The 26,553-nt window shown below is 75.3% G+C and carries 23 protein-coding genes and 1 pseudogene; 9 read left to right on the forward strand and 15 right to left on the reverse strand.

The genetic code is table 11. The features are described from left to right. Positions 1-224: 224 nt before the first annotated feature. Positions 225-1,205, forward strand: coding sequence for an endonuclease/exonuclease/phosphatase family protein (locus AB0N76_RS33085; protein ID WP_363563549.1), 981 nt, complete (start codon positions 225-227; stop codon positions 1,203-1,205). Here the strand turns inward: AB0N76_RS33085 and AB0N76_RS33090 are convergent. After that, complete coding sequence (locus AB0N76_RS33090) at positions 1,195-2,454, reverse strand: MFS transporter (RefSeq protein ID WP_363563551.1); 1,260 nt, start codon at positions 2,452-2,454, stop codon at positions 1,195-1,197. The genes AB0N76_RS33085 and AB0N76_RS33090 overlap by 11 nt on opposite strands. A gap of 182 nt (positions 2,455-2,636) precedes the next feature. On the opposite strand from AB0N76_RS33090, the gene AB0N76_RS33095 reads away from it, so the two are divergent. The 4 genes from AB0N76_RS33095 to AB0N76_RS33110 all read left to right on the forward strand — a co-directional run bounded on the left by AB0N76_RS33095 (position 2,637) and on the right by AB0N76_RS33110 (position 6,300). After that, entirely contained in the window at positions 2,637-3,080 is a 444-nt protein-coding gene (locus tag AB0N76_RS33095; protein WP_363563553.1) for a helix-turn-helix domain-containing protein, read from the forward strand. Between the two features lie 225 nt (positions 3,081-3,305). Next, the gene (locus AB0N76_RS33100; protein ID WP_363563555.1) at positions 3,306-4,067 is read left to right on the forward strand and encodes a hemerythrin domain-containing protein; all 762 of its coding nucleotides are present in this window, start codon (positions 3,306-3,308) and stop codon (positions 4,065-4,067) included. Then, on the forward strand, positions 4,064-5,299 hold the full coding sequence (locus tag AB0N76_RS33105) for an MFS transporter (RefSeq protein ID WP_363563557.1): 1,236 nt from the start codon (positions 4,064-4,066) through the stop codon (positions 5,297-5,299). The genes AB0N76_RS33100 and AB0N76_RS33105 overlap by 4 nt, the downstream gene beginning before the upstream one ends. A gap of 119 nt (positions 5,300-5,418) precedes the next feature. Beyond that, positions 5,419-6,300 (forward strand): SDR family NAD(P)-dependent oxidoreductase, encoded by an 882-nt coding sequence (locus AB0N76_RS33110; protein ID WP_363563559.1) that lies wholly within the window; start codon positions 5,419-5,421, stop codon positions 6,298-6,300. A gap of 91 nt (positions 6,301-6,391) precedes the next feature. On the opposite strand, the gene AB0N76_RS33115 is transcribed toward AB0N76_RS33110, so the two are convergent. Further along, positions 6,392-7,036 carry a TetR/AcrR family transcriptional regulator gene (locus AB0N76_RS33115; RefSeq protein ID WP_363563561.1) on the reverse strand — a complete coding sequence of 215 codons (645 nt, stop codon included), beginning with the start codon at positions 7,034-7,036 and terminating at the stop codon, positions 6,392-6,394. An 89-nt stretch (positions 7,037-7,125) separates the two neighbouring features. Here AB0N76_RS33115 and AB0N76_RS33120 point away from each other — a divergent pair, with 89 nt between their 5' ends. Then, on the forward strand, positions 7,126-7,515 hold the full coding sequence (locus tag AB0N76_RS33120) for a nuclear transport factor 2 family protein (RefSeq protein ID WP_363563563.1): 390 nt from the start codon (positions 7,126-7,128) through the stop codon (positions 7,513-7,515). After that, entirely contained in the window at positions 7,515-8,528 is a 1,014-nt protein-coding gene (locus AB0N76_RS33125; RefSeq protein ID WP_363563565.1) for an NAD(P)-dependent alcohol dehydrogenase, read from the forward strand. The genes AB0N76_RS33120 and AB0N76_RS33125 overlap by 1 nt, the downstream gene beginning before the upstream one ends. Positions 8,529-8,625: 97 nt before the next feature. Here AB0N76_RS33125 and AB0N76_RS33130 read toward each other — a convergent pair whose 3' ends face one another. Beyond that, positions 8,626-10,197, reverse strand: coding sequence for a DUF6777 domain-containing protein (locus tag AB0N76_RS33130; protein ID WP_363563567.1), 1,572 nt, complete (start codon positions 10,195-10,197; stop codon positions 8,626-8,628). Positions 10,198-10,516: 319 nt separating this feature from the next. On the opposite strand from AB0N76_RS33130, the gene AB0N76_RS33135 reads away from it, so the two are divergent. After that, positions 10,517-11,899 carry a streptophobe family protein gene (locus AB0N76_RS33135; RefSeq protein ID WP_363563569.1) on the forward strand — a complete coding sequence of 461 codons (1,383 nt, stop codon included), beginning with the start codon at positions 10,517-10,519 and terminating at the stop codon, positions 11,897-11,899. Positions 11,900-11,936: 37 nt separating this feature from the next. Here AB0N76_RS33135 and AB0N76_RS33140 read toward each other — a convergent pair whose 3' ends face one another. From AB0N76_RS33140 to AB0N76_RS33155, 4 genes are all read right to left on the reverse strand, one after another. Further along, positions 11,937-12,590: a class I SAM-dependent methyltransferase gene (locus AB0N76_RS33140; protein ID WP_363563571.1), complete on the reverse strand. Its 654-nt coding sequence runs from the start codon at positions 12,588-12,590 to the stop codon at positions 11,937-11,939. A gap of 43 nt (positions 12,591-12,633) precedes the next feature. Continuing rightward, a complete protein-coding gene (locus AB0N76_RS33145; protein ID WP_363563592.1) occupies positions 12,634-13,665 on the reverse strand; it encodes a serine/threonine-protein kinase in 1,032 nt (343 codons plus the stop codon). Between the two features lie 332 nt (positions 13,666-13,997). Next, complete coding sequence (locus tag AB0N76_RS33150; RefSeq protein WP_363563572.1) at positions 13,998-14,540, reverse strand: hypothetical protein; 543 nt, start codon at positions 14,538-14,540, stop codon at positions 13,998-14,000. A 78-nt stretch (positions 14,541-14,618) separates the two neighbouring features. Further along, positions 14,619-16,982 (reverse strand): FHA domain-containing protein, encoded by a 2,364-nt coding sequence (locus AB0N76_RS33155; protein WP_363563574.1) that lies wholly within the window; start codon positions 16,980-16,982, stop codon positions 14,619-14,621. 195 nt (positions 16,983-17,177) lie between these two features. Between AB0N76_RS33155 and AB0N76_RS33160 the strand changes: the two genes are divergently transcribed. Continuing rightward, positions 17,178-18,527, forward strand: a complete 1,350-nt coding sequence (locus AB0N76_RS33160) for an acyltransferase (RefSeq protein WP_363563576.1) — start codon at positions 17,178-17,180, stop codon at positions 18,525-18,527. Positions 18,528-18,572: 45 nt separating this feature from the next. Here the strand turns inward: AB0N76_RS33160 and AB0N76_RS33165 are convergent, their stop codons facing one another. The 8 genes and pseudogenes from AB0N76_RS33165 to AB0N76_RS33200 form a co-directional block, all read right to left on the reverse strand. Beyond that, entirely contained in the window at positions 18,573-19,532 is a 960-nt protein-coding gene (locus tag AB0N76_RS33165; protein ID WP_363563578.1) for a transketolase C-terminal domain-containing protein, read from the reverse strand. Next, positions 19,529-20,515, reverse strand: coding sequence for a thiamine pyrophosphate-dependent dehydrogenase E1 component subunit alpha (locus AB0N76_RS33170; RefSeq protein WP_363563580.1), 987 nt, complete (start codon positions 20,513-20,515; stop codon positions 19,529-19,531). The genes AB0N76_RS33165 and AB0N76_RS33170 overlap by 4 nt, the downstream gene beginning before the upstream one ends. Further along, positions 20,512-21,426, reverse strand: a complete 915-nt coding sequence (locus tag AB0N76_RS33175) for a phytanoyl-CoA dioxygenase family protein (protein WP_363563582.1) — start codon at positions 21,424-21,426, stop codon at positions 20,512-20,514. The genes AB0N76_RS33170 and AB0N76_RS33175 overlap by 4 nt, the downstream gene beginning before the upstream one ends. Positions 21,427-21,461: 35 nt before the next feature. Next, entirely contained in the window at positions 21,462-22,466 is a 1,005-nt protein-coding gene (gene hppD, locus AB0N76_RS33180; RefSeq protein ID WP_363563584.1) for a 4-hydroxyphenylpyruvate dioxygenase, read from the reverse strand. Between the two features lie 76 nt (positions 22,467-22,542). Beyond that, complete coding sequence (locus tag AB0N76_RS33185; protein ID WP_363563586.1) at positions 22,543-23,805, reverse strand: beta-ketoacyl-[acyl-carrier-protein] synthase family protein; 1,263 nt, start codon at positions 23,803-23,805, stop codon at positions 22,543-22,545. Next, positions 23,802-25,454, reverse strand: coding sequence for a class I adenylate-forming enzyme family protein (locus tag AB0N76_RS33190; protein WP_363563588.1), 1,653 nt, complete (start codon positions 25,452-25,454; stop codon positions 23,802-23,804). Before AB0N76_RS33190 ends, AB0N76_RS33185 begins: the two co-directional genes overlap by 4 nt. Positions 25,455-25,572: 118 nt before the next feature. Continuing rightward, positions 25,573-26,091, reverse strand: coding sequence for a hypothetical protein (locus AB0N76_RS33195; RefSeq protein ID WP_363563590.1), 519 nt, complete (start codon positions 26,089-26,091; stop codon positions 25,573-25,575). Beyond that, positions 26,088-26,553: pseudogene (locus AB0N76_RS33200) on the reverse strand (beta-ketoacyl-[acyl-carrier-protein] synthase family protein); the annotation flags it as partial. The pseudogene AB0N76_RS33200 and the gene AB0N76_RS33195, both read right to left, overlap by 4 nt.

Consider the following 26,553-nt stretch of genomic DNA (forward strand, 5'->3'; position numbering starts at 1 on the left):
ACCAACTGGAACAGTTCCCACAACTCGTCCGGCACCAGACGCTCCACGATCAGCACGCCCGGAGTCTACTCACGCATCCAAATGAGATGACTTCTGAGTGGGGCTCGCCGTGGGCCGCTTCGGTGGGTGCCATGGCTTTGACGGAGTGGCTCCCCTGATTGTGAAGGGAACCGCGGTGGTGGGACGGGGCGTCTTCGGGGGGAGTCTGGATGGGGGAATGACGGATGGGGGCGTCGGTGGGCTGGTGGGGTTGGACGCGGCGGGTGCTGTGGTGGGCCTGCGGGGCCGTGCTGGTGGGGTCGGCCGGGCTGGTCGCGGTGCGGCTGGGCGGGTGGGACGACGGGACGTCGTTGGCGCTGCTGGTGGTCGGGATGCCGTACGTGGCGCTGGCCGGGGTGGTCGCGCTCGGGGTGCTGCTGGCGTTGCGCTCGTGGTGGCCGGCGGCGGTCGCCGCCCTGCTGGTCGCCGTGCAACTGGTCTGGCTGGTGCCGCGGCTGGTGCCGGACGACGGCGGACCGGTGGCGGCCGACGCGCCCCGGCTGCGGGTCGCCACCAGCAACGCGTACATGGGGCAGATCGACCCCGGTGAGCTCGTCCGGCTGGTGCGCGAGCAGCGGGTGGACGTGCTCGCGGTGGAGGAGCTGCGGGCGGCCACCGTCGCCGGTCTCGAACGGTCGGGGATCGCGGAGCTGCTGCCGTACCGGGAGCTGCGGCCGGGTGACGACACGGCGCTCTACTCCCGGTTCCCGCTGGCCCCGTTGGACGGTTCGGCCTCGGCGGCGGCGCGCGCCCAGGTGGCCGCGGACGTGGTGGTCGGCGGCCGGACGGTGCGGCTGACGGCGGTGCACACCTACTACCCGCTGGGCGACGCCGGCCGCTGGTCGGCGGACTTCGAGCAGTTGCGGGCGGCGGCGGCCGGTGCGACCCGGCAGGCGGTGTTCCTCGGCGACTTCAACGCGAGCCTCGACCACGCGCCGCTGCGCGAGCTGCTGGACACCGGTCTCACCGACACCCACGCCGAGCTGGGGCGCGGCGGCTCGCCGACCTGGCCGGAGGAGAACGCGGACTTCCCCTACCTGTGGCCGGCGATCCAGATCGACCACGTGCTGCACGGGGAGGCGCTGCGCGCGGTGTCGGTGTCCGAACACACCCTGCGGGGGACGGACCACCGGGCGGTGGTGGCGGAGCTGGCGCTCACCGGCTGACGGCGCGGCGGCCGGCGGCGCGGCGGGGGGCGGCGCGGCGGGGGGCGGCGCGGCGGTTCAGGGCTCGGTGCGGCGGCCGGTCGGTGAGCCGCCAGAAGACCAGCGCGAGCAGGCTGACCGCGCCGCCCAGCAGGCAGACGGCCGTCCAGCCGCCGCGCTCGTACACCAGGGTGGAGCCGATCGCCCCGAGGGCGCTGCCGGCCGAGTAGAGCAGCATGTAACCGGCGGTCAGCCGGCTCTGCGCCTCGGGGCGGACCTGGTAGAGCAGGTGGTGGTTGACCACGTGCACGGACTGCAGGCCGTAGTCGATCACCACCATGGCGAGCACCAGCCACCACACCGAGTGCGGCAGCAGCGCGGCGGCCGGCCAGGCGGCCAGCATGGCGGTGAGCCCGATCGCCACGGTGCGCCGGGCCCGGCCGCGGTCGGCCTGCCGGCCGGCGTACCCGGCGCCGAGCGCGCCGGCGGCGCCGGCCAGGCCGAACAGTCCGATCTCGGTGTGGCTGAGGGCGAACGGCGGGGCGGCCAGCGGCAGCACCATCGGGGTGAGCAGCACGGTGACGGCGGTGAAGATCAGCAGGGCGAGCCCGGCCCGGACCCGGAGCACGGGCTCCCGGGCGAACAGCGTGAACACCGAGCCGACCAGGCGGAGGTAGCCGATCGGTGCCGGGCGCCGGCGGCGTTCGGCGGGGACGACCGCGGCGAGGACGGCGGCCATCGCTCCGGTGGCGACGGCGGAGACGACGTAGACGGCGCGCCAGCCGGCCAGGTCGCCGATGGTGCCGGCGATGGTCCGGGCGAGCAGGATGCCGACCACGATGCCGCTGGTGACGGTGCCGACGACGCGGCCCCGGTCGGCCGGTCCGGCGAGCGAGGCGGCGTAGGCGACCAGCACCTGGGCGACCACGGCCAGCAGGCCGACCGCCGCCATGGCGAGCAGCATCAGCGGCGCCGAAGGGGCGAGGGCGACGGCGGCGAGCGCCGCGACCGAGAGGCCGAGCTGGGCGGTGATCAGGATCCGGCGGTCGACGTGGTCGCCGAGCGGGACGAGTAGCAGCAGGCCGGCCGCGTAGCCGACCTGGGTGAGGGTGCCGACCAGGCCGACCGTGGCGTGGCTGATCCGCAGGTCGTCGGCGATCAGGTCGAGCAGGGGCTGGGCGTAGTAGACGTTGGCGACGGCCAGGCCGCTCGCGACGGAGAACAGCCAGGCGACGGCGGGGGAGAGCCGGCGGGAATCGGGACGGAGCACGGCAGCGGGTTCCTTCGGGCGAGGTGGTCCGGGAGCAGTGGTTGCAAAGTGCTACCGCGCCACCCTCGCACGTCGAGGTTTCATTAAGCAACCACGGTTCGGTGGAGGTCCGGCGCGGTAGGGTTGCAAGGTGAAACCCGCGGCCGCCGAGGCGCGGGACCGCCGGTGGGAGGAGGGGACGGATGCCCAAGCGCACCTCGCACGAGGACTCCGCCTGCCCGGTCGCCCGGCCGCTCGACCTCCTCGGCGACGGCTGGACCCTGCTGATCGTCCGCGACGCCTTCGACGGACTGCGCCGGTTCGGCCAGTTCCAGAAGAGCCTCGGCCTGGCGAAGAACATCCTCTCCACCCGCCTCGCCAACCTGGTCGCCCACGGGGTCTTCGAACTCGCCCCGGCCGCCGACGGCAGCCCGTACCAGGAGTACGTGCTCACCGAGAAGGGCCGGGCGCTCTTCCCCGTCGTCACCGCGCTGCGCCAGTGGGGCGAGCGGTACTCCTTCGCGGACGGCGAGCCCCGGGCCCGCCTGGTGGTCCGCGCCGACGGCGCGCCGATCGCCCCGGTCGAGGTCCGCGCCACCGACGGCCGCGTCCTCGGCCCGGACGACACTGCGGTGCTGCTGCCCTAGTCCGCCCGTCCGGCCGCCGTCCCCGCTGCCGCCCTGGTCGGGGCCGCGCCCGGCCCGCCCGCGCGGCGATAACCGGTGAGTTATCGATCACCGGTGGAAGTCTGCGTTGATCGGGAAGTGCCGCCCGGGAGAGGCTGAGGAGTGCCCGGGGAGGGCTCTGCCGTGGGGTTCCCCACCGCCTGACGCGGGCTCACCGAACCCATCGGCACCAGGAGTCGGACAGTCGTGAGCGACAGGCTCGACCTGACCGTGACGTACACGATGCACAACGCGCTACGAAGGGAGCTGCGCCACCTTGCCCAGGCCGCCGCCCGCGCCGACCCCGATCCCCGGCGGGTCCTGCGCACCGCCGCCGGCTGGGAGCTGTTCCGCCGGGCGCTCCACGCCCACCAGGCCGCCGAGGACGACGCCCTCTGGCCCGCGCTGCGCCGGGCGCTGAAGGGCCGGCCGTTCGACCTGACCAGGCTGGAGGCGATCGAGGCCGAACACGCCGCGCTCGCCTCGGTGCTCGGCGCGATCGACACGGCACTGATCGACCCCGGGGTCGGGCCCGAGCTGTTCGGCGAGCTCGCCGACTCCCTGATCATCGGCCTCGAAGGCCACCTCGACCACGAGGAACAGGCCGTCTTCCCGCTGGTCCAGGCCGTACTGACACAGGATCAGTGGGAGCACTTCGGGCGTGCCCACGCCCAGCGGATCGAACCCCACGCGGCCCGGCTCCTGCCCTGGCTCCTGGACGGCGCCGACGAACGGACCGCCGGCTCCGTGCTGGCCCAGCTCCTGCCGGAGCCCGCGCACGAGGTGTACACGCGCCAGTGGTGGCCCGCGTACGCGGCGCTCGACCGGTGGGGCGCGGCGCGGGCCGCCGCCCGGGCCGCGGCGCCGACACCCGCCCCGGTCCCCGGGGCGGCCGTCCGGTACTGGCCGCTGCCCCTCCCGTTCCCCCTCCCCTTTCCCGTTCCACCTTCCACGAGGAGTCCCTCATGACCACCGTCGAGCCTGCTCCGGGCATCGACACGGGCCCGGCGCCGACGCCCGGGTCCGCCCCGTCCACCCCCTCGGCCGCCGTACCGCTGCGCCGCTGGCTCGCGCTGGCCGCAGTGGCCGTCGGCACCTTCGCCATGGTGACCGCCGAGCAACTGCCGATGGGCCTGCTCACCCCGATCGGCGGCGCGTTCGACGTCTCCGAGGGGACCGCGGGCCTGATGGTGACCGTGCCCGGCCTGGTCGCGTCCGCCGCCGCCCCGCTGCTGCCCGTGCTGATCCGCCGGGCCGACCGGCGCGCGGTGCTGATCGCCCTGCTGGGGCTGATGGCCGCGGCCAACCTGCTCTCCGTCCTCGCCCCGAACTTCGGCGTGCTGCTCGCCTCACGATTCCTCGTCGGCATCAGCATCGGCGGGTTCTGGGCGCTCGCCGCCGGCATCGCGGTCCGCATGGTGCCCGCCGAGTTCGTCGGCCGGGCCACCGCCATCACCTTCGGCGGCGCCACGGCCGCCAACGTCCTCGGGGTGCCGGCCGGGACCCTGATCGGGGAGTTCAGCAGCTGGCGGACCGCGTTCGCGACCGTCGGCGGCCTCGGCCTGCTCGTCGTCCTGGCCCTGCTGGTCCTGCTGCCCTCGCTGCCGGCCGGCGACCCGGTCCGGCTGCGCACGCTCGCCGAGCAGTTCCGCAACCGCGCCGTCCGGGCCGGGGTGCTGACCACCTTCCTGCTGGTGGGGGGTCACTTCGCGGCCTTCACCTTCGTCAGCCCGGTGCTGCAGGACGTCTCCGGGATCAGCCAGGGCATGGTCGGTCCGCTGCTGCTCGTCTTCGGCGCCGCAGGCATCCTCGGCAACTTCCTCGCCGGCGCGGTGGTCGGACGTGACGTCCGCCGGGTGGTGATGGCCATCGGCCTGCTGCTCGCCGGGATCCTGGCGCTGTTCCCGCTGATCGGGACGAGCGTCGCGGGCGGGGTCACGCTGCTGGTCGGCTGGGGCCTGGCCTTCGGCGGGGTGCCGGTGAGCGTGCAGACCTGGATCCTCCAGTCGGCGCCCCGGGAGGCGGCGGAGGCCGCCACCGCGCTGAACACCTCGGTGTTCAACCTGGCGATCGCCCTCGGCGCCTTCTTCGGCGGCCTGGTCGTCAACGCGGCCGGACTCACCGCCACCCTGTGGGTCGGCGCGGCGGTCGGCCTGGTGACCGCCCTGACGGTCTGGAGGACCCGCGGGGCGTCCGGCTAGGGCGGCCCGGCCTTCCGGCCGCCCGTACCCGGTGCGGACCTCGGGGGACGCACCGGCGCTTTTGACGAGACGAAACGTGTCGTCTCTTGGATCTGGATTCCGAGGACAGGAGCATGCATATGTCCACGACCACGACCACGGCCGCCGGCCGGGTCTGGTTCATCACCGGCGCCAGCCGGGGCCTCGGCCGCGCCTTCGCCGACGCGGCCCTGGCGGCCGGCGACCGGGTGGCGGTCGCCGCCCGCAGCGCCGGACCGCTGGAGGAGCTGGCGGCCGCCCACCCCGGGCGGGTCCTGCCGCTGACCCTCGACGTCACCGACCGGGACGCCGTGTTCGCCGCCGTCGACGCGGCCACCAGCCACTTCGGCCGGCTCGACATCGTCGTCAACAACGCCGGCATGCTCGCGATGGGCATGGTCGAGGAGTTCACCGAGGCCGAGGCCCGGGCCCAGCTGGACGTCAACTTCTTCGGCGTCCTGTGGGTCAGCCAGGCGGTCCTGCCGGTCCTGCGCCGACAGGGCTCCGGCCACCTCGTCCAGGTCTCCAGCATCGCCGCGCTCGGCGGCTTCCCCAGCACCGGCCTCTACAGCGCGAGCAAGTTCGCGCTGGAGGGCCTGACCGAGGCGCTCGCCGCGGAGGCGGCCGGCTTCGGGGTGAAGGTGAGCATGATCCAGCCCGGCGGCTACTGGACCGACCTGTACACCGCGATGCGGATGACCAGCCCGCTGGACGAGTACGCCCCGCTGCGGGCGGAGCTGGAGAAGCAGTTCGCCGAGGGCTCGGTGGACAGTGACCCGACGCTCGCCGCCGCCGCGCTGCTCAAGCTGGTCGACAGCGAGGAGCCGCCGCTGCGGCTGCTGCTGGGCGACATGGTCTACGACCTCGCCTTCGACCTGGCGCGCAAGCGGATGGACACCTGGGCGGGCTGGGAGGGGGTCAGCCGCGCCGCCGAGCGGGCGATCGCCGCGCCCGGATCCGCCGCCGCCGAGCCGACGGCGTGACGGTCTGACGGCAGCTTCGGCACCCCCGACCGGCCCCGGCCGGCGACCAGGGCAGTTGGTCGCCGGCCGGGGCCGTTCGCGATTCCGGGAGTCAGTTGTTGTGGAAGCCGACGTCGCCGCCGGCGGTCGTGCGGGTGGTCGTGGCCGGGAGGCCGGAGTCGATGATGTGCTCGGCGAGTTCGCGGGAGGCGGCGGCGGCCCGGGCGTCCGGGCGGGTCAGCCCGGCGGCGAGCAGCCCGTCGACGAGGATGAGCAGCTGGTCGGCGGCGAAGCCGGGGCGGGCGTGACCGAGGGCGCGGAACTCGGCCTCGAACAGCCCGTGGACGGTGCTCCGGTAGGCCCGGGTGACCTCGTGGCCGGGGTGGGCCGGATCGGCGAGACCGAGGTCGGCCGCGAGGTAGCGGCAGCCGCGGAAGTCCGGGTCGGCGGCGATGACGCCGAGCCGGTCGACGACCGCGAGGAGCCGGGCCCTGGGGTCCGCGCCGGCGGCGGCCATGGTCGCGCGGTACTGCGCCTCGTCCTCGGCGGTGCTGCGCCGCAGCACCTCGGCGAGCAGGCCGTCCTTGCCGCCGAAGTGCTCGTAGAGCGAGCGGCGGGCGACGCCGGACGCCTTGAGGATGGCGTCCACGCCGACGCCGACGCCCTGGCGGTACGTCAGCTCCTGGGCGGCGAGCAGCAGCCGTTCGCGGGGGCCGGGCTTGGCGGAGGCGGTCGCGGTGGTGGCGGCGGTGGTCATGGCGTGATTCTGCCAGCACTTGACGCGGTAGATCAACTGGTCTATCTATGTGTGTAGACCGAACGGTCTATCTCGCCAGGGGAGGAAACATGTCCGTTCACAGCACCGCCGAGGTCATCGAGCGCTTCAACCGCGCGTTCACCGAGCACGCGGCCGGACTCCTGGACGACCTGATCGCCGAGGACTGCGTGATGGAGAGCGTCCAGCCCGCGCCGAGCGGGGAGCGCGTCGTCGGGCGCGCGGCGTGTACGCGGTGGTGGGCCGCGCTGGCCGAGGACCGGACCACGCGGTTCACCCCGCAGGAGGTGATCGTGGCGGGCGACCGGGCCACCATCGTGTGGACGTACCGGTTCGGCGACGGCCCCGACCAGTGGGTGCGCGGGGTCAACGTCATGCGCGTCGCGGACGGCCGGATCGTCGAGGCGCTCGGCTTCAGCAAGACCGCGGGCGAGGTCCCGCTGGCCGCCGAGGCCGTCTGATGCGCAGCTACCACCTGTCGCACAGCGGGGCCGGCCTGGCCGGCCTCACCGTCCGCGAGCACGAGACCCCGGTGCCCGGCCCCGGCCAGGCCCTGGTGGCGGTGCACGCCGCCTCGCTGAGCTTCCGTGAACTCATGGTCCTCGACGGCAGTTACGTGCTGCCGGTCGAGCCGGACGTCGTGCCGGTCTCGGACGGTGCCGGCGAGGTGCGCGCGCTCGGCCCGGGCGTGGACGGCGTGCGGGTCGGCGACCGGGTCGCCGCCTCCCTCTTCCCGTCCTGGCAGGACGGCCCGTTCGCGGTCGAGCACCTCCCGCAGCGCGGCGGCTCGCTGGACGGCATGCTGACCGAACTCGCCCTCGTCGAGGCGGACTCCCTGGTCCGCGTGCCGGAACACCTCGGCTACGCCGAGGCCGCCACGCTGCCCTGCGTCGCGGTCACCGCGTGGAACGCGCTCACCGGCGACGCGGCCGGCGTCCGCCCCGGGGACGCCGTGGTCGTCCAGGGCTCGGGCGGAGTCTCGCTCTTCGCCCTCCAGTTCGCCAGGACGCTCGGTGCCCGGGTGATCGCCACCACCGGGGGGCCGGGCAAGGTCGCCCGGCTGCGCGAGCTCGGCGCCGACGAGGTCATCGACTACCGCGCCACCCCGGACTGGGCCGCCGAGGTCCGTGCCCGCACCGGCGGTCGCGGCGCCGAGCGGATCGTCGACGTCGCCGGACTCCTGGACGACTCGGTGCGCGCCGTCGCGCTGGCTGGCACCATCGCGTGCGTCGGCTTCGTCGGCGGCGACGCGGCTCCGCAGCTCGACGCCCGCGCGCTGTTCGCCTCCGGTGCCACCGTCCGCCCCATCGCCGTCGGCAGCCGCGCCCAGTTCACCGCGATGAACCGGCACATCGAGGCCCACCAGCTCCGGCCGGTGATCGACCGGGTCTTCCCGTTCGACGAGGCCGTGGACGCCTACCGGCACTACGCGGACGGCCGGGGCTTCGGGAAGACGGTGATCAGCGTCCGCTGACGGTGCCCCACCTGGACGCCTGCCGCCACCGCGCGTGGTGTCGATGCGCGGTGGCGGCAGGTGGGTCGGCGGGTCAGCGGGTCAGCGGTTCAGTGGTTCAGCCGGTGGTCGGTGAGGCGGTGGTCGGGCAGGGCGGCAGGGTGAACGGCGACGCGGTGGCGCAGGTCGCCGTGGGGGTGGCGGGCTGGCGGACGGCGGAGCTCGACGAGGTCGTGCCGGTGGCGCTGTTCGTCGTGGTGCTCGCCGTCGTGGTGCCCGCCGCGGCGCTCGTCTTCGGGACCGTCGTGACGGTGGTCGGGTTGCTCACGGTGACCGTCGGCTTCGCGGACGGCGGCGGGGAGGAGGTGGTCGCCCCGGGAGAGGAGGCGGTCGACGCACCGGAGGAGGTGGCCCCGGAGCTCGTCGCGCCCGATGAGGTGGCGCCCGAGGAGGTCGCGCCTGATGAGGTGGCGCCGGACGAGGTGGCCCCGGACGAGGTGGCGCCCGAGGAGGTCGCGCCCGAGGAAGTGGCCCCGGACGAGGTCGCGCCGGACGTCGAGCCCGAGGGCGAGCCGGAGGTCGGCTTGCCGCTGGAGGACGAGCCCGAGGGCGAGGAGGAGGAGGACGACGTCGGCGGCGAGGTCGAGGTGGTCGCCTTCGGCGTGGCCGGCTTCCACGAGCTCGGCGGCGGCACGCCCGGCGCCAGCGGCCCCTTGGGCTCGGCCGGCCGGTCGACGACCTCGATCTTCCCCGTCACCCGGGCGAACCAACCACCGGTCACCACGTTGACCAGCACGATCTCGGTCACCGGCTTGGGGGCCGCCACCACGACCACCAGCGTGGTCGGCTGGAAGCCCGTCCACGCCTTGCCGGTGTACTTGGCGTCGGCCACCAGCGTCGGAGGCTTCAACGGGTTGCCGCAGCTGCACCGCACCCGCGGCACGCCCTGCGCGTCCACCAGGACGGCGGTTCCGGCCTGCAGCACGGACTGGTAGGAGACGGCCGCGCCGCCCTTGTAGCTGTGGTTGGTGACCCGGGTGTCCACCCGCAGGTAGGCCGAGGTCAGCGACCGCAGGTAGCCGGGGACGGCCGACTGGTCGATGCCCTGTGCGGACGCCCAGGCGCGGCCGGTGTCCCCGGTCGAGGTGATCGAGATCAGCCGTTCCACGTCGCAGCTCGACTTGTTCATCGTGCCGCCGTAGACGCCCGAGGACGTCCCCTCGACGCTGTGCAGGCCGGCCGTCGCCGTCGCGGTCGCGGTGCCCTTGACGGTGACCGTCGCGGTGGGCTGCGCGGGGGCCGAGGTCGGCGCCGGGGCCTGGACCGCCTCCGTTTCCACCGATTGGGTGAACGGGGCCGGGCCCGGGTCCTGCGGACCCTGCAGCGCGACCTCGTTCGCGGTCGGCACGGTGTCGTCGTGCCGGCCGCCGCTGTTGTTGTTGACGATCAGCACCGTCGCCACCACGGCCAGCACGGCCGTCCCGGCGACCAGCGCGGCCTTCTTGCCCGAACGCCACCACGGTGTCGGACGCCCCCCGGACGGCCCACCGGAACCGCCGGTGGGCGGGCCGGACGGTGGTGCCGGCGGACCGGCGTGGCCGCCCGACGGCGGTCCGGAGAGCGGCCCGGACGGCGGGCCGGACGGCGGCGGGCCCGAGGGCGGGCCGGACGGAGGCGGTTGGGAACTCATCGCGGGCTCCGTTTCGCAGACGGCCGGGACACCCGGCCGGCGCAGGAGGCTCCTGCCACTGGCATCCATTTCTCCCCCCGCTCCCCATCCGTCGCAACAGCAGCCGGACGGGTGACCCGGCCGGTGCCGGGACCGCCGCCGAGACCGGCACCGGTGCCGCGACCCGGTGCCGGGCCCGGTACCGGGCGGCCACCCGGTGGCCCGCCCCCGCCCCCGTGCCCGGGCGGACCGGCGCGTCCTGGGCCACCCTGGTGCCAGACGCGCGGGTGGGGCCGCCGACCGGGCGCGCGGGGGACACCGACCCCGACAGGGAGGCCGCATGGACCAGCAGGCCCGTCCGCGCCCGAAAGCCCGGACCGGACCGTCCGGACCGCCCGGCGCCCTGCGCGGCTGGCTGGACGCCGTGGCGGTGGTCCTGGCCGGCCTCGTCGCGATGGCGGCGGTGGCCGCGCTCGGCCTCTGGGCGGCCGGCGCCGACGCGCTGCCCGGCGGCGGCTTCCCGTACGTGCTCGCCGCCACGCTCACGCTGGCGGTCGGTGGATCGGTCGAACTCGATGGCGGCGCGGGCTTCTTCGCCTCGGTCGACGCCGGGATCACCGCGATGCCGCTCACCGTCGGCCTGGTCGGCGCGCTGACCATGGCCGAGGTGTTCCTGCGCCAACTGCGCTTCCGGGCGGTGGCCGGCGGCGGCGAACTGCTCGGCCGGGCCGCCCGCACGGCGGTGATCTGGCTGGCCGCGCTCGGCCTGCTCTGCGTCGCCGCCCGGCACACCTTCACCGTGCCGCTCGGCGGCGGACTGATCGAGGAGCTCGGCGGCGCACTCGGTCTGAACCCCGAAGTCGGCTTCCACGCCGACCCGTTGTCCACCCTCGGCCTGGGACTGCTCTGGCTGGCCGTCGTCCTGGCCGCGACCTTCGCGGTCTCACGCCGCGCGCCGCTGCCGCGCTCCCTGGTGCCGTTCCAACAGGCCGTCCGCCCGGCCGCGTTCACGATGCTGCTGGTCCTGCTCGGGTACGTGGTGATCGGCGTGGCGGCGGCGGTCGGCACCGTCATCGCGCACGGGAACGCCCGGCAGACCGCCGCCCTGGCGCTGCTCGCCCTGCCCAACCTGGTCTGGCTGGCCTTCGGGGTCGGGCTGGGCGCCGAGTGGCAGGGTCAGCTCAGCGGGGCGATCGGCCTGCCGGTGCCCAAGCCGCTGGCCGCCGTGCTGCGGGTCGGCGAGGGCGGCGACGGCACGGTGAGCCTCGGCACGCTCGCCGAACAAGACGGCCGGGCCTGGTGGTTGCTCCCGCTGGCCGCCGTGATGATGCTCGCCGCCGGGGTGCTCGCCGCCTACCGCTCGCCGCGCGGGGTCCGGCTCTGGCAGCACGCCGTCCGGCTGGGCGCGGCGGCCGCCGTCACCGTACTGCTGATCGGGGTGTGGACCCGGGTCTCCGCCGACTACGGCCTCTCGGTGCTCGGGGTGGGCCTCGGCGAGGGCGGCCTCGGCGACGTGCTGGAGTCCGTGCTCGGCCCGGCGCTCGGCCCCGCCGCCCCGGCCGCCGCCCTGGCCGGGGGGCGGCTGACGCTCAGCCCCGAGCTGTGGACGGCGGTGCCGCTGGCCGCGGGCTGGGGACTGGTGGCGGGCGGGCTGGGCGGCCTCGCCGCGTCGCACCTCGGGCGGCGCGGCGAGGCGCCGGGCCGGGACGGCGAACACCTCTAGCGCAGGACGATCCGGTGCTTCCCCGCCGGGCGGCGGATCAGGACCGGTTCTTGGCCGCCAGCAGCTGCAGTTCCTGGAACTGCCGCTTGTCGGTGGGCTTCGGCTCGCACAGCACCCTGGCGGTCTCGGTCACGCCGACATCGCGCAGCAGTCCCGCGAGGAGGTCGGGCGACCAGCGATGGGCCGTGATCACCGAGTGGTCGAAGGACTGCGACGGGATCGCGGGGTCGTCGGTGGCGAAGCAGCTGATCAGCAGGTGGCCGCCAGGGGCCAGGACCCGGGCGAACTCCGCCACCACGGCCGGGAGGTCCGGCGGCGGGAGGTGGATGATCGAGTACCGCGAGAGCACCCCGCCGAGCGTGCCGTCCGCGATGTCGAGCGCCGCCATCGAGCCCACCTCGAAGCGCAGTTCCGGGTTGGCCTCCCGGGCCAGCCCGATCATCGCGGGCGACGCGTCGACACCGAAGGCACGCAGCCCCGACCGCCGTAGATGGGCGGTGATGTGCCCCGGGCCGCAGCCCAGATCCGCGACCTCGCCGCCACCACCGGCGCGCACCGACTCGGCGAACGCGGCGAGCAGCGCACGCTCCAGCGGCCGGTCCCGCAGGGTGTCGGTGAAGAGCTGCGCGTAGAGCGGCGCGACGGCGTCGTAGGCGTCACGGGTGGCGGGGAGGGAGTCCGGTGCGACCATCCCGGGAATGTAGCGGGTGCCACTGACACGGGGACGGCGGCGTTCAGAGCGAGTCCCGCCGGCCCGGCGGGTGGACCACGGGGGCGGCCCAGGCGGGCGGCTTGGGGACACCGGGGGCCGGTCCGCCGTACGCCGCGCCGCCGTAGCCGGGGGCGCCGTGCGCCGGGACCACCTCGGTCGGCGGTCCGGCGGAGGCCCACCGGCCGCCCGGCGGGGCGGCGCCCGGCAGCAGGGCGGTCGCGGCGCGCAGCTCGGCGACGAACTGCAGGCAGCTGGCGTACCGGCTCTCGGGGGCCTTGGCCAGCGCCCGGGAGACCACCGCGTCCACGGCGGGCGGCAGGTCCGGGCGGTGCTCGCGCAGGGTCGGCGGCGGGTCGTTGAGGTGCGCCCAGAGCAGGGCGAGGTCACTCTCCCGGCGGAACGGCGGCGTCCCGGCGAGCATCTCGAAGACGACGCAGCCGAGTCCGTACTGGTCGCAGCGGCCGTCGAGCGGGCGGCCGGAGATCTGCTCGGGCGCGGCGTAGTCGAGGGTGCCGACGATCTGGCCGACGCCGGTCAGGCCGCTGAGCGAGAGCGACTTCTTGGTGAGGCCGAAGTCGGCGAGGTAGAGGTGTTCGGGGTGTTCGCTGTCGGTTCCGGCGGCGACCAGCACATTGCCGGGCTTGACGTCCCGGTGGACCAGCTCGTGGTCGTGCGCGGCGTCCAGGGCGGAGGCGATCTGCAGGGCCAGCCGGGCCGCCCGGTCGGCGGGGAACGGGCCGTCCCGGCCGATCAGGGCGCGCAGGTCGCCGCCCTCGACGTAGCGCATCGCGAGGAACAGGATGCCGTCGGCCTCGCCCGCCTCGAACACCGGGATGATGTGCGGGTGGTCGATCGCGGCGGCGACCTGGGACTCGTGGATGAAGCGCTGCCGGAACACCTCGTTGCGGGCGAGTTCGGGGGCGAGCAGTTTGACGGCGACGGTGCGGCCGAGCCGGAGGTCCTTGGCCCGGTAGACGACGGCCATGCCGCCGCGTCCGATCTCCGCCTCCAGCCGGTAGCCGGCCACCCGGCGCCCGACCAGGCCGGCCGGCAGGCTGGGCGGGCCGACCTCGTCGTACTCCGGCTCGGGCGGGGGTGGCTCGGGTGGTGGCTCGGGTGGGGGTGGCGGGGGCGGCGCGGGCCCGGTCGGCTCGGCATCCCCGGACCCGGCGGGCTCGGGTGAGGGCTCGGCGGGCGGAGGTTCGGCGGGCGGAGGTTCGGCAGGTGGGGGCTCGGCAGGCGACGGCCCCGCCGCCCCGTGCCCCGCCGCCCCGTGCCCCGCCGCGTCCGGCCCCGCGTTCGGCCCCGCCGGCGGCCCGGCGGCGGGCCGGGTGGGCTCGGTGGGCCGGTGCGGCGGGCGGTCGCCGGTGCGGTCGTGCGGGGGGATCACGGCTCGACCAGCCGGGTCGGCTCGTTGGCGCCCGGCGCCGGCCCGGCGGGCGTGGCCGGCCGGTCGGCGGCGGCGTAGGTCTGGAGCTGGAGCCCGTCGCAGTAGCACCAGCGGTCGTGCGCCGGGTCGTAGACCCAGAGCGCCTCGCCGTCGATGACCAGGCCGATCCGCAGGCCGCGCGACCGGTCCCGGAACATCTCCAGGTCGGCGCCGCCGGCCGCGAGGTCCTCCAGCAGCGAGCGGTAGCGGGCCAGCGCGCCCTCCACCTCGGCGAGCACCGGGCGCGGGTCGGCGGTGCGGGCGGGCGGCCCGGTGGCGGTCGGCGGCACGCCGGGCAGCGAGACGAGCAGCCGTCCGTCCACCCAGGTGGTCCAGCCGTTGGAACACAGCACCTGCGCCCAGTCGCCGGCGCGCCCGATCAGGCGCAGCGGCAGCAGCGGGTCCAGCCGGGCCGAGGGCTGGGCGGGGTCGGGGGCGGCCCAGCTGGGCAGGCCGTCCGGTGGGGCGACATGGGTGGGGCGGAACCCGAACTCGCTCATCGACACCCGGTCCGCCTCCCGTCCGCTGCTCCGCTGCCACTACCGCTACCGCCACGACCGCCGCCCCCGGCGACGGGCTCACTTCCGCATGATCGCCGGTTCCTGCCGGCGCAGCAGGGCGAGCACCACCAGGCCCAGCACCGCCGACAGGGCCACCAGCATGACCATCGACAGCAGCCAGCCGGAGCGGTCCGGCCGGAACATCGGGTCGGCGGTGATCGTGGTCGGGAAGAGGGTGTGCAGGTCGACGGTGCGGGCCATCGCGGACAGGCCCCAGCGCGAGGGGATCAGCCAGGCGAACTGCTCCAGGCCGGGCACCCCGTGCAGCTTCAGCATCGCGCCGCTGAAGACGATCTGCACCACGGAGAGCAGCACCAGCATCGGCATGGTGGCCTCCTCCTTGGTCACCAGGGCCGACACCACCAGGCCGAGCATCATCGCCGAGAAGGAGAGCAGCGCGACCGCGATGATCAGCTCGGGCAGCGGTGGCAGCAGCACCCCGGTCGGCACCGGCACGCCGTTGGGCAGGGTGGGACTGAGGTCGACACCGGCCAGCCCGACCACGGTGAGCAGGGCGGACTGCGTCACCGTGATGGTGCCGAGCACCACCACCTTGGAGACCAGGTAGGCCGAGCGGGACAGCCCGACCACCCGTTCCCGCTGGTAGATCGGCCGTTCCTTGACGATCTCGCGGACCGCGTTGGCGGAGCCGGTGAGCAGGCCGCCGATGCAGAGCGTGAGCAGGATGTTGAGGGCGTTGTCGGAGGAGATCCGGCTGCCGGCCATCACCCGGCACATCGCGCCGATCAGGAACGGCAGCGCGACCATCACGGTCAGGAACAGCCGGTCGGCGGCGATCACCGAGGTGTAGCGGCGGACCAGGGTGCCCAGCTGGGAGAACCAGCCCTGCGGCTGCTCCGGGCCGATCGGGTTGTCGGTCGCCGCCCGGGGCGCGGGCCGGGCGGCCGGCAGCGCCTCGGCGGCGACGTACCGGCCGTACTGCGGGGACTCCCGGAACCGGCGCTGCCAGGCCTGGTGGTCCTCGTTCTCGAAGGCCTCGAAGGCCTGCGGCCACTCGGTGAAGCCGAAGAACGGCAGCGCCTCGGCGGGCGGGCCGTAGTAGGCGGTGCGGCCGCCGGGGGCGAGCACCAGCAGCCGGTCGCAGACGTCCAGGCTGAGCACGCTGTGGGTGACCACGATGACGGTGCGCCCGTCGTCGGCGAGGCCGCGCAGCATCTGCATGACGGAGCGCTCCATGCCCGGGTCCAGTCCGGAGGTGGGCTCGTCGAGGAAGAGCAGCGAGGGCTTGGTGAGCAGTTCCAGGGCGACGCTGACGCGCTTGCGCTGGCCGCCGGAGAGGCTGGAGATGACCAGGTCGGCCCGGCTGTCCAGGCCGAGCTCGTGGATCACCTCGGAGACCCGGGCCTCCCGCTCCTCCTTGGCGGTGTCGCCGGGGAAGCGTAATTCGGCGGCGTAGGAGAGGGCCCGGCGGACGGTCAGCTGGGTGTGCAGGATGTCGTCCTGCGGGACCAGCCCGATCCGGCGGCGCAGCTCGGCGTAGTCGCGGTAGAGGTCGCGGCCGTCGTACAGGACGGTGCCCTCGTCGGCGGGCCGCAGGCCGGTGAGGGCGTTGAGCAGGGTGGACTTGCCGGCGCCGCTGGGACCGGCGACGGCCAGCAGGGCCTTCTCGGCGAGCGGGAAGGAGACGTCGTCGAGCAGCACCCGGCGGTCGGGGCCGACCCGGACGACGAGCCCCTGCACGTTGAGCGAGATCTCGCCGGTGTCGGTGTACTCGACGAGTTCGTCGCCGGACAGGCAGAGCGCGGCGTGGCCGATGCCGACGATGTCGGCCGGGCCGATCGGTGCCTGCCGGACCGGGCGGCCGTTGAGGTAGGTGCCGTTGTGGCTGCCCAGGTCGACGATCTCGTGGCCGCCGTCCGGGAGGGTGCGCAGTTCGGCGTGGTGGCGGGAGACGACCAGGTCCTCCAGGACGAGGTCGTTGTCGGGGGCGCGGCCGATCCGGACCGTGCGGCCGGGCAGCCGGATCACCGCGCTCGGCTGCCGGAAGGTGCCGGAGGCGCGCGGGGCGATCAGCGAGGGGCGCTCGGCGGGGCCGTGCGCGGGCAGGCCGGCGAAGGTGGCGGACGGGCCGTCGGCCGGGTCGCCGAAGCGCAGCCGGGTGCCGGGGCCGACCTCCTCGGCCCGGATCCGGCGGCCGTCGGCGAAGGTGCCGTTGGTGCTGCCGGCGTCCTCCAGCAGCCACCGGTCCCCGGCGGCGCTCAGCACGGCGTGGTGCCAGGAGACCCGGGGGTCGTCGAGGACGATCTCGCTGGTCGGGTCGCGGCCGACGTGGTACGTCCGGCGCGGGTCGATCAGCTGCGAATCCGTGTCGGTGACGAGGACCAGGGGCGGCGCGGCGGGCGCGCCCGGGCGCTCTCCCATGGTTGGGATTCTAGTCGGGCGGGGGCCGCCCGGCCCTTTCGGCTGTCGTCCCGGCTGGGACCGCTACCATCAATTGGACTGGACCACTGGATCGCCGAGGTGGCGCTGCCCTATCGTTCGGGGTGATCCGCACGGTCGTCCGGGGCAGTCCGCACGACTCCTTCCTCGTCCCCGCCGAGCCCCGGGAGGGGAACCATGAGCGTCTGGCCGCAGTTGCGCGAGTCCCGCACGGTCAGAGCCGGCACCGCCCCCGGTACGGTGCTCCGCTGCGGCCTGGCCGACACCATGTTCGCCGACCTCTCGGTCTCCGTCGTGCTCTTCTTCGAACGCGCCCTGGACGAGGACCGGCTCGCCGCCGGCCTGGCCAAGGCGCTGGAACGGATCCCGGTGTTCGCCGGCCGACTGCGCACCGTGGACGGGGTGTTGGAGGCGGTCTGCGACGACTCCGGCGTCCCGATGGTGAGTTACCGCGTCCACGGCACCCTCGCCGAGTCGATGGGCCGGGTCACCGCGCCCGGGGCCCTGCACGTCGACCCGGTCGGCGCCCCGGCCGCGCGCACCGGTGACGGGCCGCTGTTCACCGTCCGGGTCACCCGCACCGGCGACGGCGGCACCGTGCTCGGCTGCTCCTGGCACCACGCGATCGGCGACCTGAACAGCTTCGCCCTGCTGCTGCGCGCCTGGTCGGCGGCGGTCGAGGGGGAGGAGCTGCCGGAGGCCGAACTGGTCGAGGACCAGGACGCGTTGCTCGATCGGGTGCTTCCCGCCGAGGACACCGGTCGGCCCGGCTTCCGGCTGCCCGACCCGGTCGAACGGGCGCTGCTGGACCGCGAGGTGGCGGCCGGACCGCGCGCCAACCGGACCGTCCAGCTGTACTTCGGCGAGGCCGAGATCGCCCGGATGAGCGCGGAGTTCGGCGCGGCGGCCGGCGTCCGGGTCTCGGCCGGCGACGCGGTCTGCGCTCATGTCCTGCACACCGTACGGGAGTTGGACGGGGACGCGGAGACCCGCTGGCTGACCGTCCCGGTCAACGCGCGCCGGCCGCTCGGCCTCTCGCCCGCCCTGATCGGCAATCTGCTCGGCGACATCCACCTGCCGTACACGCCCGCCGACGGCCCGGCGGCGCTCGCCGGGGCGCTGCGCACCGCCGTGCAGGGCTACACCGAGGACCACCTCAACCTGCGCTCCAACCTGCGCTACCTGGCCGAGCTCGGCCGCGCCCGGCTGGGCGCGTGCGTGCCGCTCGGCTTCGACCCGGCGCGGCGCCGGTTCAGCTTCTCCAACTGGAGCCGCTTCGGCCTCTACCGGGCGAGCTTCCAGGGGCAGCGGCCGGTGTTCTTCAGCCCGGCCGCTAACTACCCGCTGCCGTGGGTCTCCTGGAGCGTCGAGGGCTTCGCCGGGACCGGCATGCTCACCACCGTGGTGCTGCCGGCGCGGCTGGTCGCGCGGCTGCGCGGGGTCGAGGGCCGGGCCGCGCTGCACCGCTACCGCGACCCGGCCGACGAGCTGCCGGAGCTGCTCGCGGCGGTGCCCAAGGTGCTCTGAGAATGCGTCTGGGGCGGCCGCGAACGGCCGCCCCACGCAAGGACGTTACTTCATCACGGCGCGCAGCGCGTGCCGCAGCTGCTCCCGGTCGGGCTGCAGGGCCCGGTCGAGGGCGGGCGCGAACGGCAGTACCGCGCCGTCCGGGCGGGTGATCCGGCGCGGCGGTGCGGTGAGCCGGAACTCCTCGGCGGCGGTGGCCAGCACCTCCGCGCCGATCCCGCAGCTGCGGTTGGAGTCGTCGATCACCACCAGCCGGCCGGTGCGCTCCAGCGACGCGCCGAGCGCGGCCCAGTCGAACGGGTACAGCGTGCGCGGGTCGAACACCTCGACCGAGATCTCGTCCGCGAGCTCCTCCGCCACCGCCAGCGCGTCGTGCACCAGGTGCCCGACGGCGACCAGGGTGACGTCCGTGCCGGCCCGGTGCACCCGGGCGCTGCCGAGCGGGACCGGGGCGAGCTCCCAGGTGACGGTCTCCCGGACGGCCAGCGCGGCGGCCGGGGCGAAGACCACCACCGGGTCCGGGTCCCGGATCGCCGAGCGGAGCAGCCCGTAGGCGTCGGTCGGGGTGGCCGGCACCACGGTCTTCATCCCGGCGTGCGCGAACAGGCTGTACGGGTGATCGGAGTGCTGGCCCGCCCAGCCGTCCCGGGAGCCGGAGCCGGGCACCAGGCAGGTCAGTGGGACGGCCGCCTGGCCGCCGCTCATCAGCGAGAACTTGTGTGCCTGGTTGACGAGTTGCTCGAAGACCAGGAACAGCAGCGAGGGGATCTGGAACTCCAGTACCGGCCGCCGCCCGGCCAGCGCCGCGCCGACCGCCATCGCGGTGAACGCCTGCTCGGAGAGCGGGGTGTCGACGATCCGCTCCGGCCCGAACCGGTCCAGCAGCCCGAGCGTCGGCCCGGCCAGTCCGGCGCCGATGTCCTCGCCGAACACGCAGACCGCCGGGTCCTCGGCCAGTTCGTCGGCCAGCGCCCGGTTGAGCGCCTTGGTGTAGGAGAGCCTCATGCCACCGCCCCCGCCCGGGGGCGCAGGCCGGAGGCGTACAGGTGGTCGGCGGCGCCGGCCGGGTCGGGGTGCGCGGAGGCGAGCGCGAAGGCCTCGGCCGCCGTCAGTTCGGCGGCCACCTCGGCGTCCAGCGCGGCGGCGCGCTCGGCGCCGATCGCGGCGGCGGCCCGGGGGAGCGGATCGCGTGCGCGCCAGCCGGCCACCTCCTCGGGGGTGCGGTAGCGCAGTTTCATCCGCCGTTCCATGGTGTGGTGGCCCTCGAAGCGGTAGGTGCGGCACTCCAGGAAGCCGGGCCCGCCGCCGGACCGGGCCCGGGCCACGGCCTCCTCGGTGGCGGCCCGGACGGCCTCGGTGTCCATGCCGTCGACCTCGGTGGCCGGGATGCCGAACGCGGCGGCCCGGCCGAGCGCGCTGCCGGCCACCGCGGTGCCGGCGGGCAGGGTGGTGGCGTAGCCGTTGTTCTCGCAGACGAAGACCACCGGGGCCCGCCACATCGCGGCCAGGTTGAGCGACTCCAGCAGCACGCCCTGGTTGAGCGCGCCGTCGCCGAAGAAGGACACCGCGACCGCGTCCGAGCCGGCCTGCCGGGCGGCCCAGGCCGCGCCGACCGCGATCGGGGCGCCGGCGCCGACGATGCCGTTGGCGCCCAGGATGCCCAGGCCCAGGTCGGCGGCGTGCATCGAGCCGCCCCGGCCGCGGTTCGACCCGTCGACGCGCCCGGCGAGTTCGGCCAGCAGCCGGGCCGGGTCGAGGCCGCGGGCGAGCACGTGGCCGTGTCCGCGGTGGGTGGAGGTGAGCCGGTCGCCGGGCTCCAGCGCGGCGCAGACGCCGACCGCGACGGCCTCCTGCCCGATGTAGGGGTGGATGCCGCCGGTGATCAGCCCGGACTTCACCAGGTCGAGCGCCCGTTCCTCGAAGGAGCGGATCAGCCGCAGCATCCGGTACCGGCGCTCCGGGGTGTCCAGCGGGGCGACGGCACTCACCGGGCTCCCCGCCAGACGGTCGGGCAGATGTCCGGGTCGGCGTAGTCGGGCCGGTCGTCGGCGGTGCGGCGGACCACCACGTCGTGGTTGTAGACGACGGTGCGGCCGTCCGGGCGGGTGGCGGCGCGGTACTCGTTGGCCGCGTCCTGGAGGTGCAGCGAGACGGCCCGGCGCGGGAAGGACGCCAGGTTGGGGCCGCTGCCGTGGTAGGTGCGGCAGTGGTGGAAGCTGACGTGCCCGCGCGGGATGAGCATCGGGACCTTGCGCACCGTCTGCCCGTTGTACGCGGCGTTGGCGTCCAGGATGGCGTCCAGTTCGGAGCGGTCGCGGTCGGCGAAGTGCCGGGTGGAGTCCTCGCCGGAGGGCAGCTCCTGCCAGCGGTGGCTGCCGTCGACCATGGTGATGGTGCCGTTCTCCTCGTGGCAGTCGTGGAACGGCAGGAAGGCGGTGAGCATCCGGTCCGAGCTGGAGGTCTTCCAGTAGTGCTTGTCGAAGTGCCACGGCACGTGGTTGCTGGGCTCCTCCGGCACCGGGGGCTTGTAGATCAGGGTGGCCTGGAAGACCCGGATCTCCTCGGCCTCGGCGAGCAGCGCGGCGACGGCGCCGAGCAGCGGCTTGCGCAGGATCGCGCCGATCGCGTCGCTCTCGTAGTGCACGTAGTCGTTGTGCCGCTGGACCGGGCCGTGCGCGGGCTCCCAGGCGGCGAGGTTCGGCGGGCGGACGGCGAGGGTGCGGTCGCGGTGGCCCTCGTAGTACTTGTCGGTGGCGGCCTGCAGGGTGTCCAGCTCCTCGTCGCTGAACAGCTTCCGGGACAGGTACCAGCCGTGCTCCAGGTAGCCGGCCACCTCCTCGGGGGTGGGCAGCAGGGCGCGTTCGGCCTCGGTGAGGTGGAACTCGGGTGCGGTGGTCATGGGGTGGGGCCTCTTCTTCGGGCGGTGCGGGGGACTCAGACGGAGGCGGCGGCGCGCTGGCGTTCGACGGCCTCGTAGAGGGCCTTGATGTTGGCGGTGCCGAAGGTGCCGGCGCCCTGGCGCTCGATCAGCTCCAGGAAGAAGGTCCGGCGCGGGTGGGTGGAGCGGGCGAAGATCTGGAACAGCTGCCCGCCGTGGTCCTGGTCGACCAGGACGTCGAGCTCGCGCAGGGTCTCGACCGGGATGGCGGTGCGGCCGAGCCGCTCGGCGAGCGCGTCGTAGTAGGTGGCGGGGGTGCTGAGGAAGGCGACGCCGCGGTCGCGGACGGTCCGCACGGCGGTGGCGATGTCGTGGGTGCGGAAGGCCAGGTGCTGGACGCCGGCGCCCTCGTGGTCGGCGAGGAAGGTGTCGATCTGGCCGGGGCGGCGGCTGGTGTCGGGCTCGATGAGGGTGAAGGTGACCTCGCCGGAGGCGCTCTGCACCACGCTGGAGTCCATCGCCTGCTCGCCGACCTCGATGTACTCGCCGAAGATCCGGTGCAGGCCGAGCGCGGCCTCGCAGAACTTGACCGCGGGCGCGAGTTCGCCGGCCGGGACGCAGATCGCGGCGTGGTCGAGGGCGTCCAGGAGCCCCTCCCCGTCGGCGCCGGCGGCGGCGCGTTGCGGGACGAACCGCAGGGCGGTGTCGCCGAAGCCGGCCACCAGGCCGCCGGCCCGGTCCAGGACGCGGGCGCCGTGGCGTTCGGCCCGCTCCAGGGCGGCCCGCGGGTCGGTGCAGGCGAGGGCGAGGGCGGCGACCCCGTCGCCGTGCCGGGCCACGTACCGGGCCACCGGGTGGGCCGGGTCGGCGGCGGAGCGCAGCAGGAAGCGGATGCCGCCCTGGACGAGCAGCAGGGTGCGGGCGCCGGCCGACTCGGTGGTGGCGAGCTGGTCGGGTTCGGGCGGGACGGTGGTGAAGCCGTAGTCGGCGCGGAGCGCTTCGGCGGTGGCCTCGGCGTCGGCGCAGTGGTATTCGACCTGGGCGATGGACTGGACGGACATCGGGATCTCCCCCCGGGGGGTGGCGAGTTGACGGGTGGCCCGGTGCGAGGGGCCGGTGCGGCGGCGCTGCCGCGCGTTACCTGGCGGACCGGGTGGAGGCGGGCTCGAAGACCAGGCTGAGGTTGTGCCCGCCGAAGGCGAAGGCGTTGCTCAGGGCCGCGCCGAGCGGGGCGGTGCGGGCCGCGCCCCGGACGTGGTCGAGGTCGCAGGCCGGGTCCGGATCGACCAGGTTGACGGTCGGCGGCAGCGTCCCCCGGGCGACCGCGAGCGCGGTCACCGCCGCCTCCAACGCGCCAGCGGCGCCCAGCAGATGGCCGGTGGCGCCCTTGGTGGAGCTGACCGCCGGGCCGTGCTCGCCGAAGACCTCGCGCAGCGCGGCGGTCTCGGCGACGTCGCCGAGCTTGGTGCCGGTGCCGTGGGCGTTGACGTAGCCGATGTCGGACGGTGCCAGGCCGGCACTGGCCAGCGCGGTGCGCATCGCGTCGGCGGCCCCGGCACCGTCCGGGCGCGGCATGGTCGGGTGGTGGGCGTCGGTGGAGGCGCCCCAGCCGGTCAGGTCGGCGTAGCCGGCCGCGCCGCGCGCGGTGGCGTGCTCGACGCTCTCCAGCACCAGGACGGCGCTGCCCTCGCCCAGTACGAAGCCGTTGCGGCGGCGGTCGAAGGGCCGGCTGGCCTCCGTCGGGTCCTCCCAACCGGAGGACAGGGCGCGGGCGTTGGTGAAGGCGGCGGCGATGGTCGGGTGCAGCGAGGACTCGCTGCCGCCGCACACCACCACGTCGGCGTCGCCGGCCCGGATCAGCCGCAGCCCCTCGGCGACGGCCTGGGCGCCGGCCGCGCAGGCGGTCACGATGGCCGAACTGAAGCCCCGGATCCCGTGCTTGATGGCGACCCGGGCGGTGGCCATGTTGGACAGCATCCCGGGCAGCAGGTACGGGCTGACGCCGGGGCGGCCGCGGTCGAGGCGGCGGTGGGACTGCTGCTCGAAGGTCTCCAGTCCGCCGCCGCCGGTGGCCAGCACGACGGCGGTGCGGTGCGGGTCGGCGTCCCGGCCGACCACCAGGCCGGCGTCGGTGAGCGCGTCGTCGGCGGCGGCCAGGGCGAGCAGCACGAACCGGTCGACGCAGCGGGTCTCGGTCGGCGGCAGCACCTCCCGGCCGTCGACCGCCGGGGCGACGCCGGCGGCGGTCAGCCAGCCGTGCGCGGCGTGCCCCTCGGGCAGGGCGCGGATGCCGGAGCGGCCGGCGGTGAGCGCGTCGAAGACCTCGTCCGGCTTGCGGCCGACCGGGGTGACCAGGCCGATCCCGGTGACCACGGCGCCGGGGCGGCGGGCGGCGCTCACGCGTCGGCCCCGGCGACCGGAGCAGCGGCCGGCGCGGTGGCGACCGAGTCCAGGTAGCGCTGGCGCAGCAGCACCTTGCGGACCTTGCCGGTCGGCCCGAGCGGGATGTCCTCCCCGGCCACCACCACGACCTGGCGGACGGTGGCCGCGGCGGCCTCGTCCAGGGCGGCGGTGACGGCCTTGGTCCGGTCGGCGGCCGGGTCGGCGTCGGCGGCCAGGATCAGCAGCACGTCGGTGACCACCCGCTCGCCGTCGCGCACCGCGACCACCGTGCAGTCCAGCACGTCGGGCAGCGCGGCCAGCACCCGTTCCTCCGACATCGCGGTGAACAGCCGCTTGCCGTCGCCGAGTTCGACCGAGTCGACGGCCCGGTCGACGTGGTAGTAGTAGCCCTCCTCGTCCCGGTACATGAGGTCGCCGGTGAGGAACCGGCCGCGCAGCCGGGTGCGGTAGTGGGTGGCGGAGTCGTTCCAGTAGCCGAGCGCCAGGGTGGGCGAGTCGGTGGCGAGTTCGCCGACCTCGCCGGGGCCGAGCGGCTCGCCGTCCGGGCCGACCAGCTCGCAGTCGACGAAGGCGTGCGGGCGGCCGACGCAGCGGCCGTAGCGCTCGGTGCCGGGGCCGTGGGTGATGAAGAAGTGCGAGTGGCCCATCTCGGTGGAGCCGAGGCCGTCGACGAACAGCGAGCCGGGCACCCGGACCCGGCCCTCGCGGGTCACCGACTCGCGGCTGCCGACCGCGACCAGCCGGCGGATGTGCACCTCGTGCGCGCAGTCGCCGGTGTTCCACCAGAGCGCGACCGAGTCCAACTCCCGTGCCGCCAGGTCATGGTGGGCGAGGTCGGCCCAGGTGGCGGCGAAGCCCACCACACCGCTGGGGCGCCACCGCTCGATCGCGTCCAGTACCCCCGCGCCGGACTGGCTGGACAACACGGCGAGTTGGGTGTGCGAGGCGAGCGCCAGGTTGACCGCGATCAGGGTGGCGGCGTGCGGGGCGGGCAGCGCGCTGAGCATCCGCTCCTGGCCCTGCGGGCGGGGCAGCCGGGCGCGGTGGCGGATCGCCGCGTACAGGCTCGCGTGCGAGTGGACCACGGCCTTGGGCATGCCGGTGGTGCCGGAGGAGTGGGTGATCGCCACCGGGTCGCCGGACCAGTGCCGGTACGGCTCGGGGGCGGCCGCCGGGTCGCCGGAGCCGAGCGTGCCGATCTCCGGGAGCGCGGGGGCGCCCGGGTCGTGGCCGGCCAGCGCGGCCAGGTGCGCCTCGTCGGCGAGGATGCCGACCGGGCCGAGCTTGGCGATGTAGCGGGCGGCCCGCTCGCCGGGCAGGTTGGGGTTGAGCAGCGCGGGGATGGCGCCGAGCCGGGCCAGCGCGAGGAAGGCCAGCACGTGGTCGGCGGCGGCGCTCGCGTACACCACCACCGGGTCGCGGCGGCCGATGCCGAGCGCGTGCAGGGCGGCGGCGCGGGCGCGGACGGCGCGGTCCAGTTCGCTGACCGTGAAGGGCTGCCAGGCGGCGTGGTCGTCCACCGGGGTGTCGAAGGTCAGCAGGGGCTCGTCGAGGCCGAGGCCGAGGGCGAGCCGGCTGGTGAGGACGTTGCCGGCGCCGACGGCCGGGTCGTCGGCCAGCAGGGTGCGGATGCTGCGGATGCTCACGGGGTGGATCCCTCCCGAGGTGCTGGGCGTGCTGGGTGTGCTGCGGCGGGACGCGGCGGGTGGGGGACCGTTCGCGCCGGTGGTGCGCAGAGGGGGTGGTGGGTGGGCGGTGCGCGGGTCAGGGGGCGGCGACCAGCAGGGCCACGGCCCGGTCGGTCCCGTCCGGGCCGTCGGCCGGTTCGGCGGCGATGACCAGGACCTGCTCGGCGTCGCCGTCCGCGAGGAGCAGCTCGGCCAGGTCCAGCGCGTCCTGCGGGACCCGCCCGGGCGGGGTGGCCGCCGGGCTGATCGCCACCACCGGGCCGGTCAGGCCCCAGCGGGCGGCGATGTGGCCGAGGACGGCGTTGGGGTTGGACTGGAAGAACAGCAGCGGCGGCATCCGCCGGTCGGGGTCGGCCGCCGCCTCGTCGATGGCCCGGGCGGTGACGCGGTCGCCGGCGGTGCTGGCCAGCAGCAGCGCGGTCCGGCCGGGGGCCGGGGCGCTGCCGTGGCGGGCGCGCAGGCAGCGTTCGGCGGTCTCGGCCACCAGGGGGTTGAAGGAGGACGCGGCGAAGCCGGGCAGCGGGGGCAGCGGCTCGGCGGCGGATGCGTCGGGGTCGGGCCAGACGGCCTCGGCGAGGATGCGCAGCGCGGTCACGGGGCGGCCACCAGGAGTGCGGTGTTGGCGCCGCCGAAGGCCGAGTTGAGGGTGAGCGCGTAGCCCGGCCGGGCGGCCCGGGGACCGTCCAGCACGAGGTCCAGGCCGATCTCCGGGTCCGGGCCCAGCCAGCCGGCGTTGACCGGCAGCAGGCCGTCGGTCAGCGCGCCGATGGTGACCACGAGTTCGAGCAGGGCGGAGGCCTCCAGGGCGTGGCCGTGGACGCCCTTGCCGGAGCTGACCGGCAGTCGCGCGGTGTGCTCGCCGAAGACCCGGTGCAGCGCGGTGGCCTCGGCGCGGTCGGCCAGCGGCGAACCGGTGCCGTTGGCGTTGACGTAGCCGACCTCGGCGGGGGCGACGCCGGCCCGGGCCAGTGCCGCCTCGATCGCCCGGGCCACGCCCTCGCCCGTGGGTTCGGGGCGGCAGACGTGGTGGGCGTCGCCGGTCCGGGCCCAGCCGGCC

Origin of the sequence: Kitasatospora sp. NPDC093806, from assembly GCF_040683335.1 — a bacterium.
Taxonomy (GTDB): Bacteria; Actinomycetota; Actinomycetes; order Streptomycetales; family Streptomycetaceae; genus Kitasatospora.

Bases quoted from the DNA above. Each gene is read 5' to 3' on its own strand.
- AB0N76_RS33085 (WP_363563549.1), top strand. From the start codon at position 225: ATGGGGGCGTCGGTGGGCTGGTGGGGTTGGACGCGGCGGGTGCTGTGG.
- AB0N76_RS33095 (WP_363563553.1), top strand. From the start codon at position 2,637: ATGCCCAAGCGCACCTCGCACGAGGACTCCGCCTGCCCGGTCGCCCGG.
- AB0N76_RS33105 (WP_363563557.1), top strand. From the start codon at position 4,064: ATGACCACCGTCGAGCCTGCTCCGGGCATCGACACGGGCCCGGCGCCG.
- AB0N76_RS33110 (WP_363563559.1), top strand. From the start codon at position 5,419: ATGTCCACGACCACGACCACGGCCGCCGGCCGGGTCTGGTTCATCACC.
- AB0N76_RS33115 (WP_363563561.1), bottom strand. From the start codon at position 7,036: ATGACCACCGCCGCCACCACCGCGACCGCCTCCGCCAAGCCCGGCCCC.
- AB0N76_RS33120 (WP_363563563.1), top strand. From the start codon at position 7,126: ATGTCCGTTCACAGCACCGCCGAGGTCATCGAGCGCTTCAACCGCGCG.
- AB0N76_RS33125 (WP_363563565.1), top strand. From the start codon at position 7,515: ATGCGCAGCTACCACCTGTCGCACAGCGGGGCCGGCCTGGCCGGCCTC.
- AB0N76_RS33130 (WP_363563567.1), bottom strand. From the start codon at position 10,197: ATGAGTTCCCAACCGCCTCCGTCCGGCCCGCCCTCGGGCCCGCCGCCG.
- AB0N76_RS33135 (WP_363563569.1), top strand. From the start codon at position 10,517: ATGGACCAGCAGGCCCGTCCGCGCCCGAAAGCCCGGACCGGACCGTCC.
- AB0N76_RS33140 (WP_363563571.1), bottom strand. From the start codon at position 12,590: ATGGTCGCACCGGACTCCCTCCCCGCCACCCGTGACGCCTACGACGCC.
- AB0N76_RS33150 (WP_363563572.1), bottom strand. From the start codon at position 14,540: ATGAGCGAGTTCGGGTTCCGCCCCACCCATGTCGCCCCACCGGACGGC.
- AB0N76_RS33155 (WP_363563574.1), bottom strand. From the start codon at position 16,982: ATGGGAGAGCGCCCGGGCGCGCCCGCCGCGCCGCCCCTGGTCCTCGTC.
- AB0N76_RS33160 (WP_363563576.1), top strand. From the start codon at position 17,178: ATGAGCGTCTGGCCGCAGTTGCGCGAGTCCCGCACGGTCAGAGCCGGC.
- AB0N76_RS33165 (WP_363563578.1), bottom strand. From the start codon at position 19,532: ATGAGGCTCTCCTACACCAAGGCGCTCAACCGGGCGCTGGCCGACGAA.
- AB0N76_RS33175 (WP_363563582.1), bottom strand. From the start codon at position 21,426: ATGACCACCGCACCCGAGTTCCACCTCACCGAGGCCGAACGCGCCCTG.
- hppD (WP_363563584.1), bottom strand. From the start codon at position 22,466: ATGTCCGTCCAGTCCATCGCCCAGGTCGAATACCACTGCGCCGACGCC.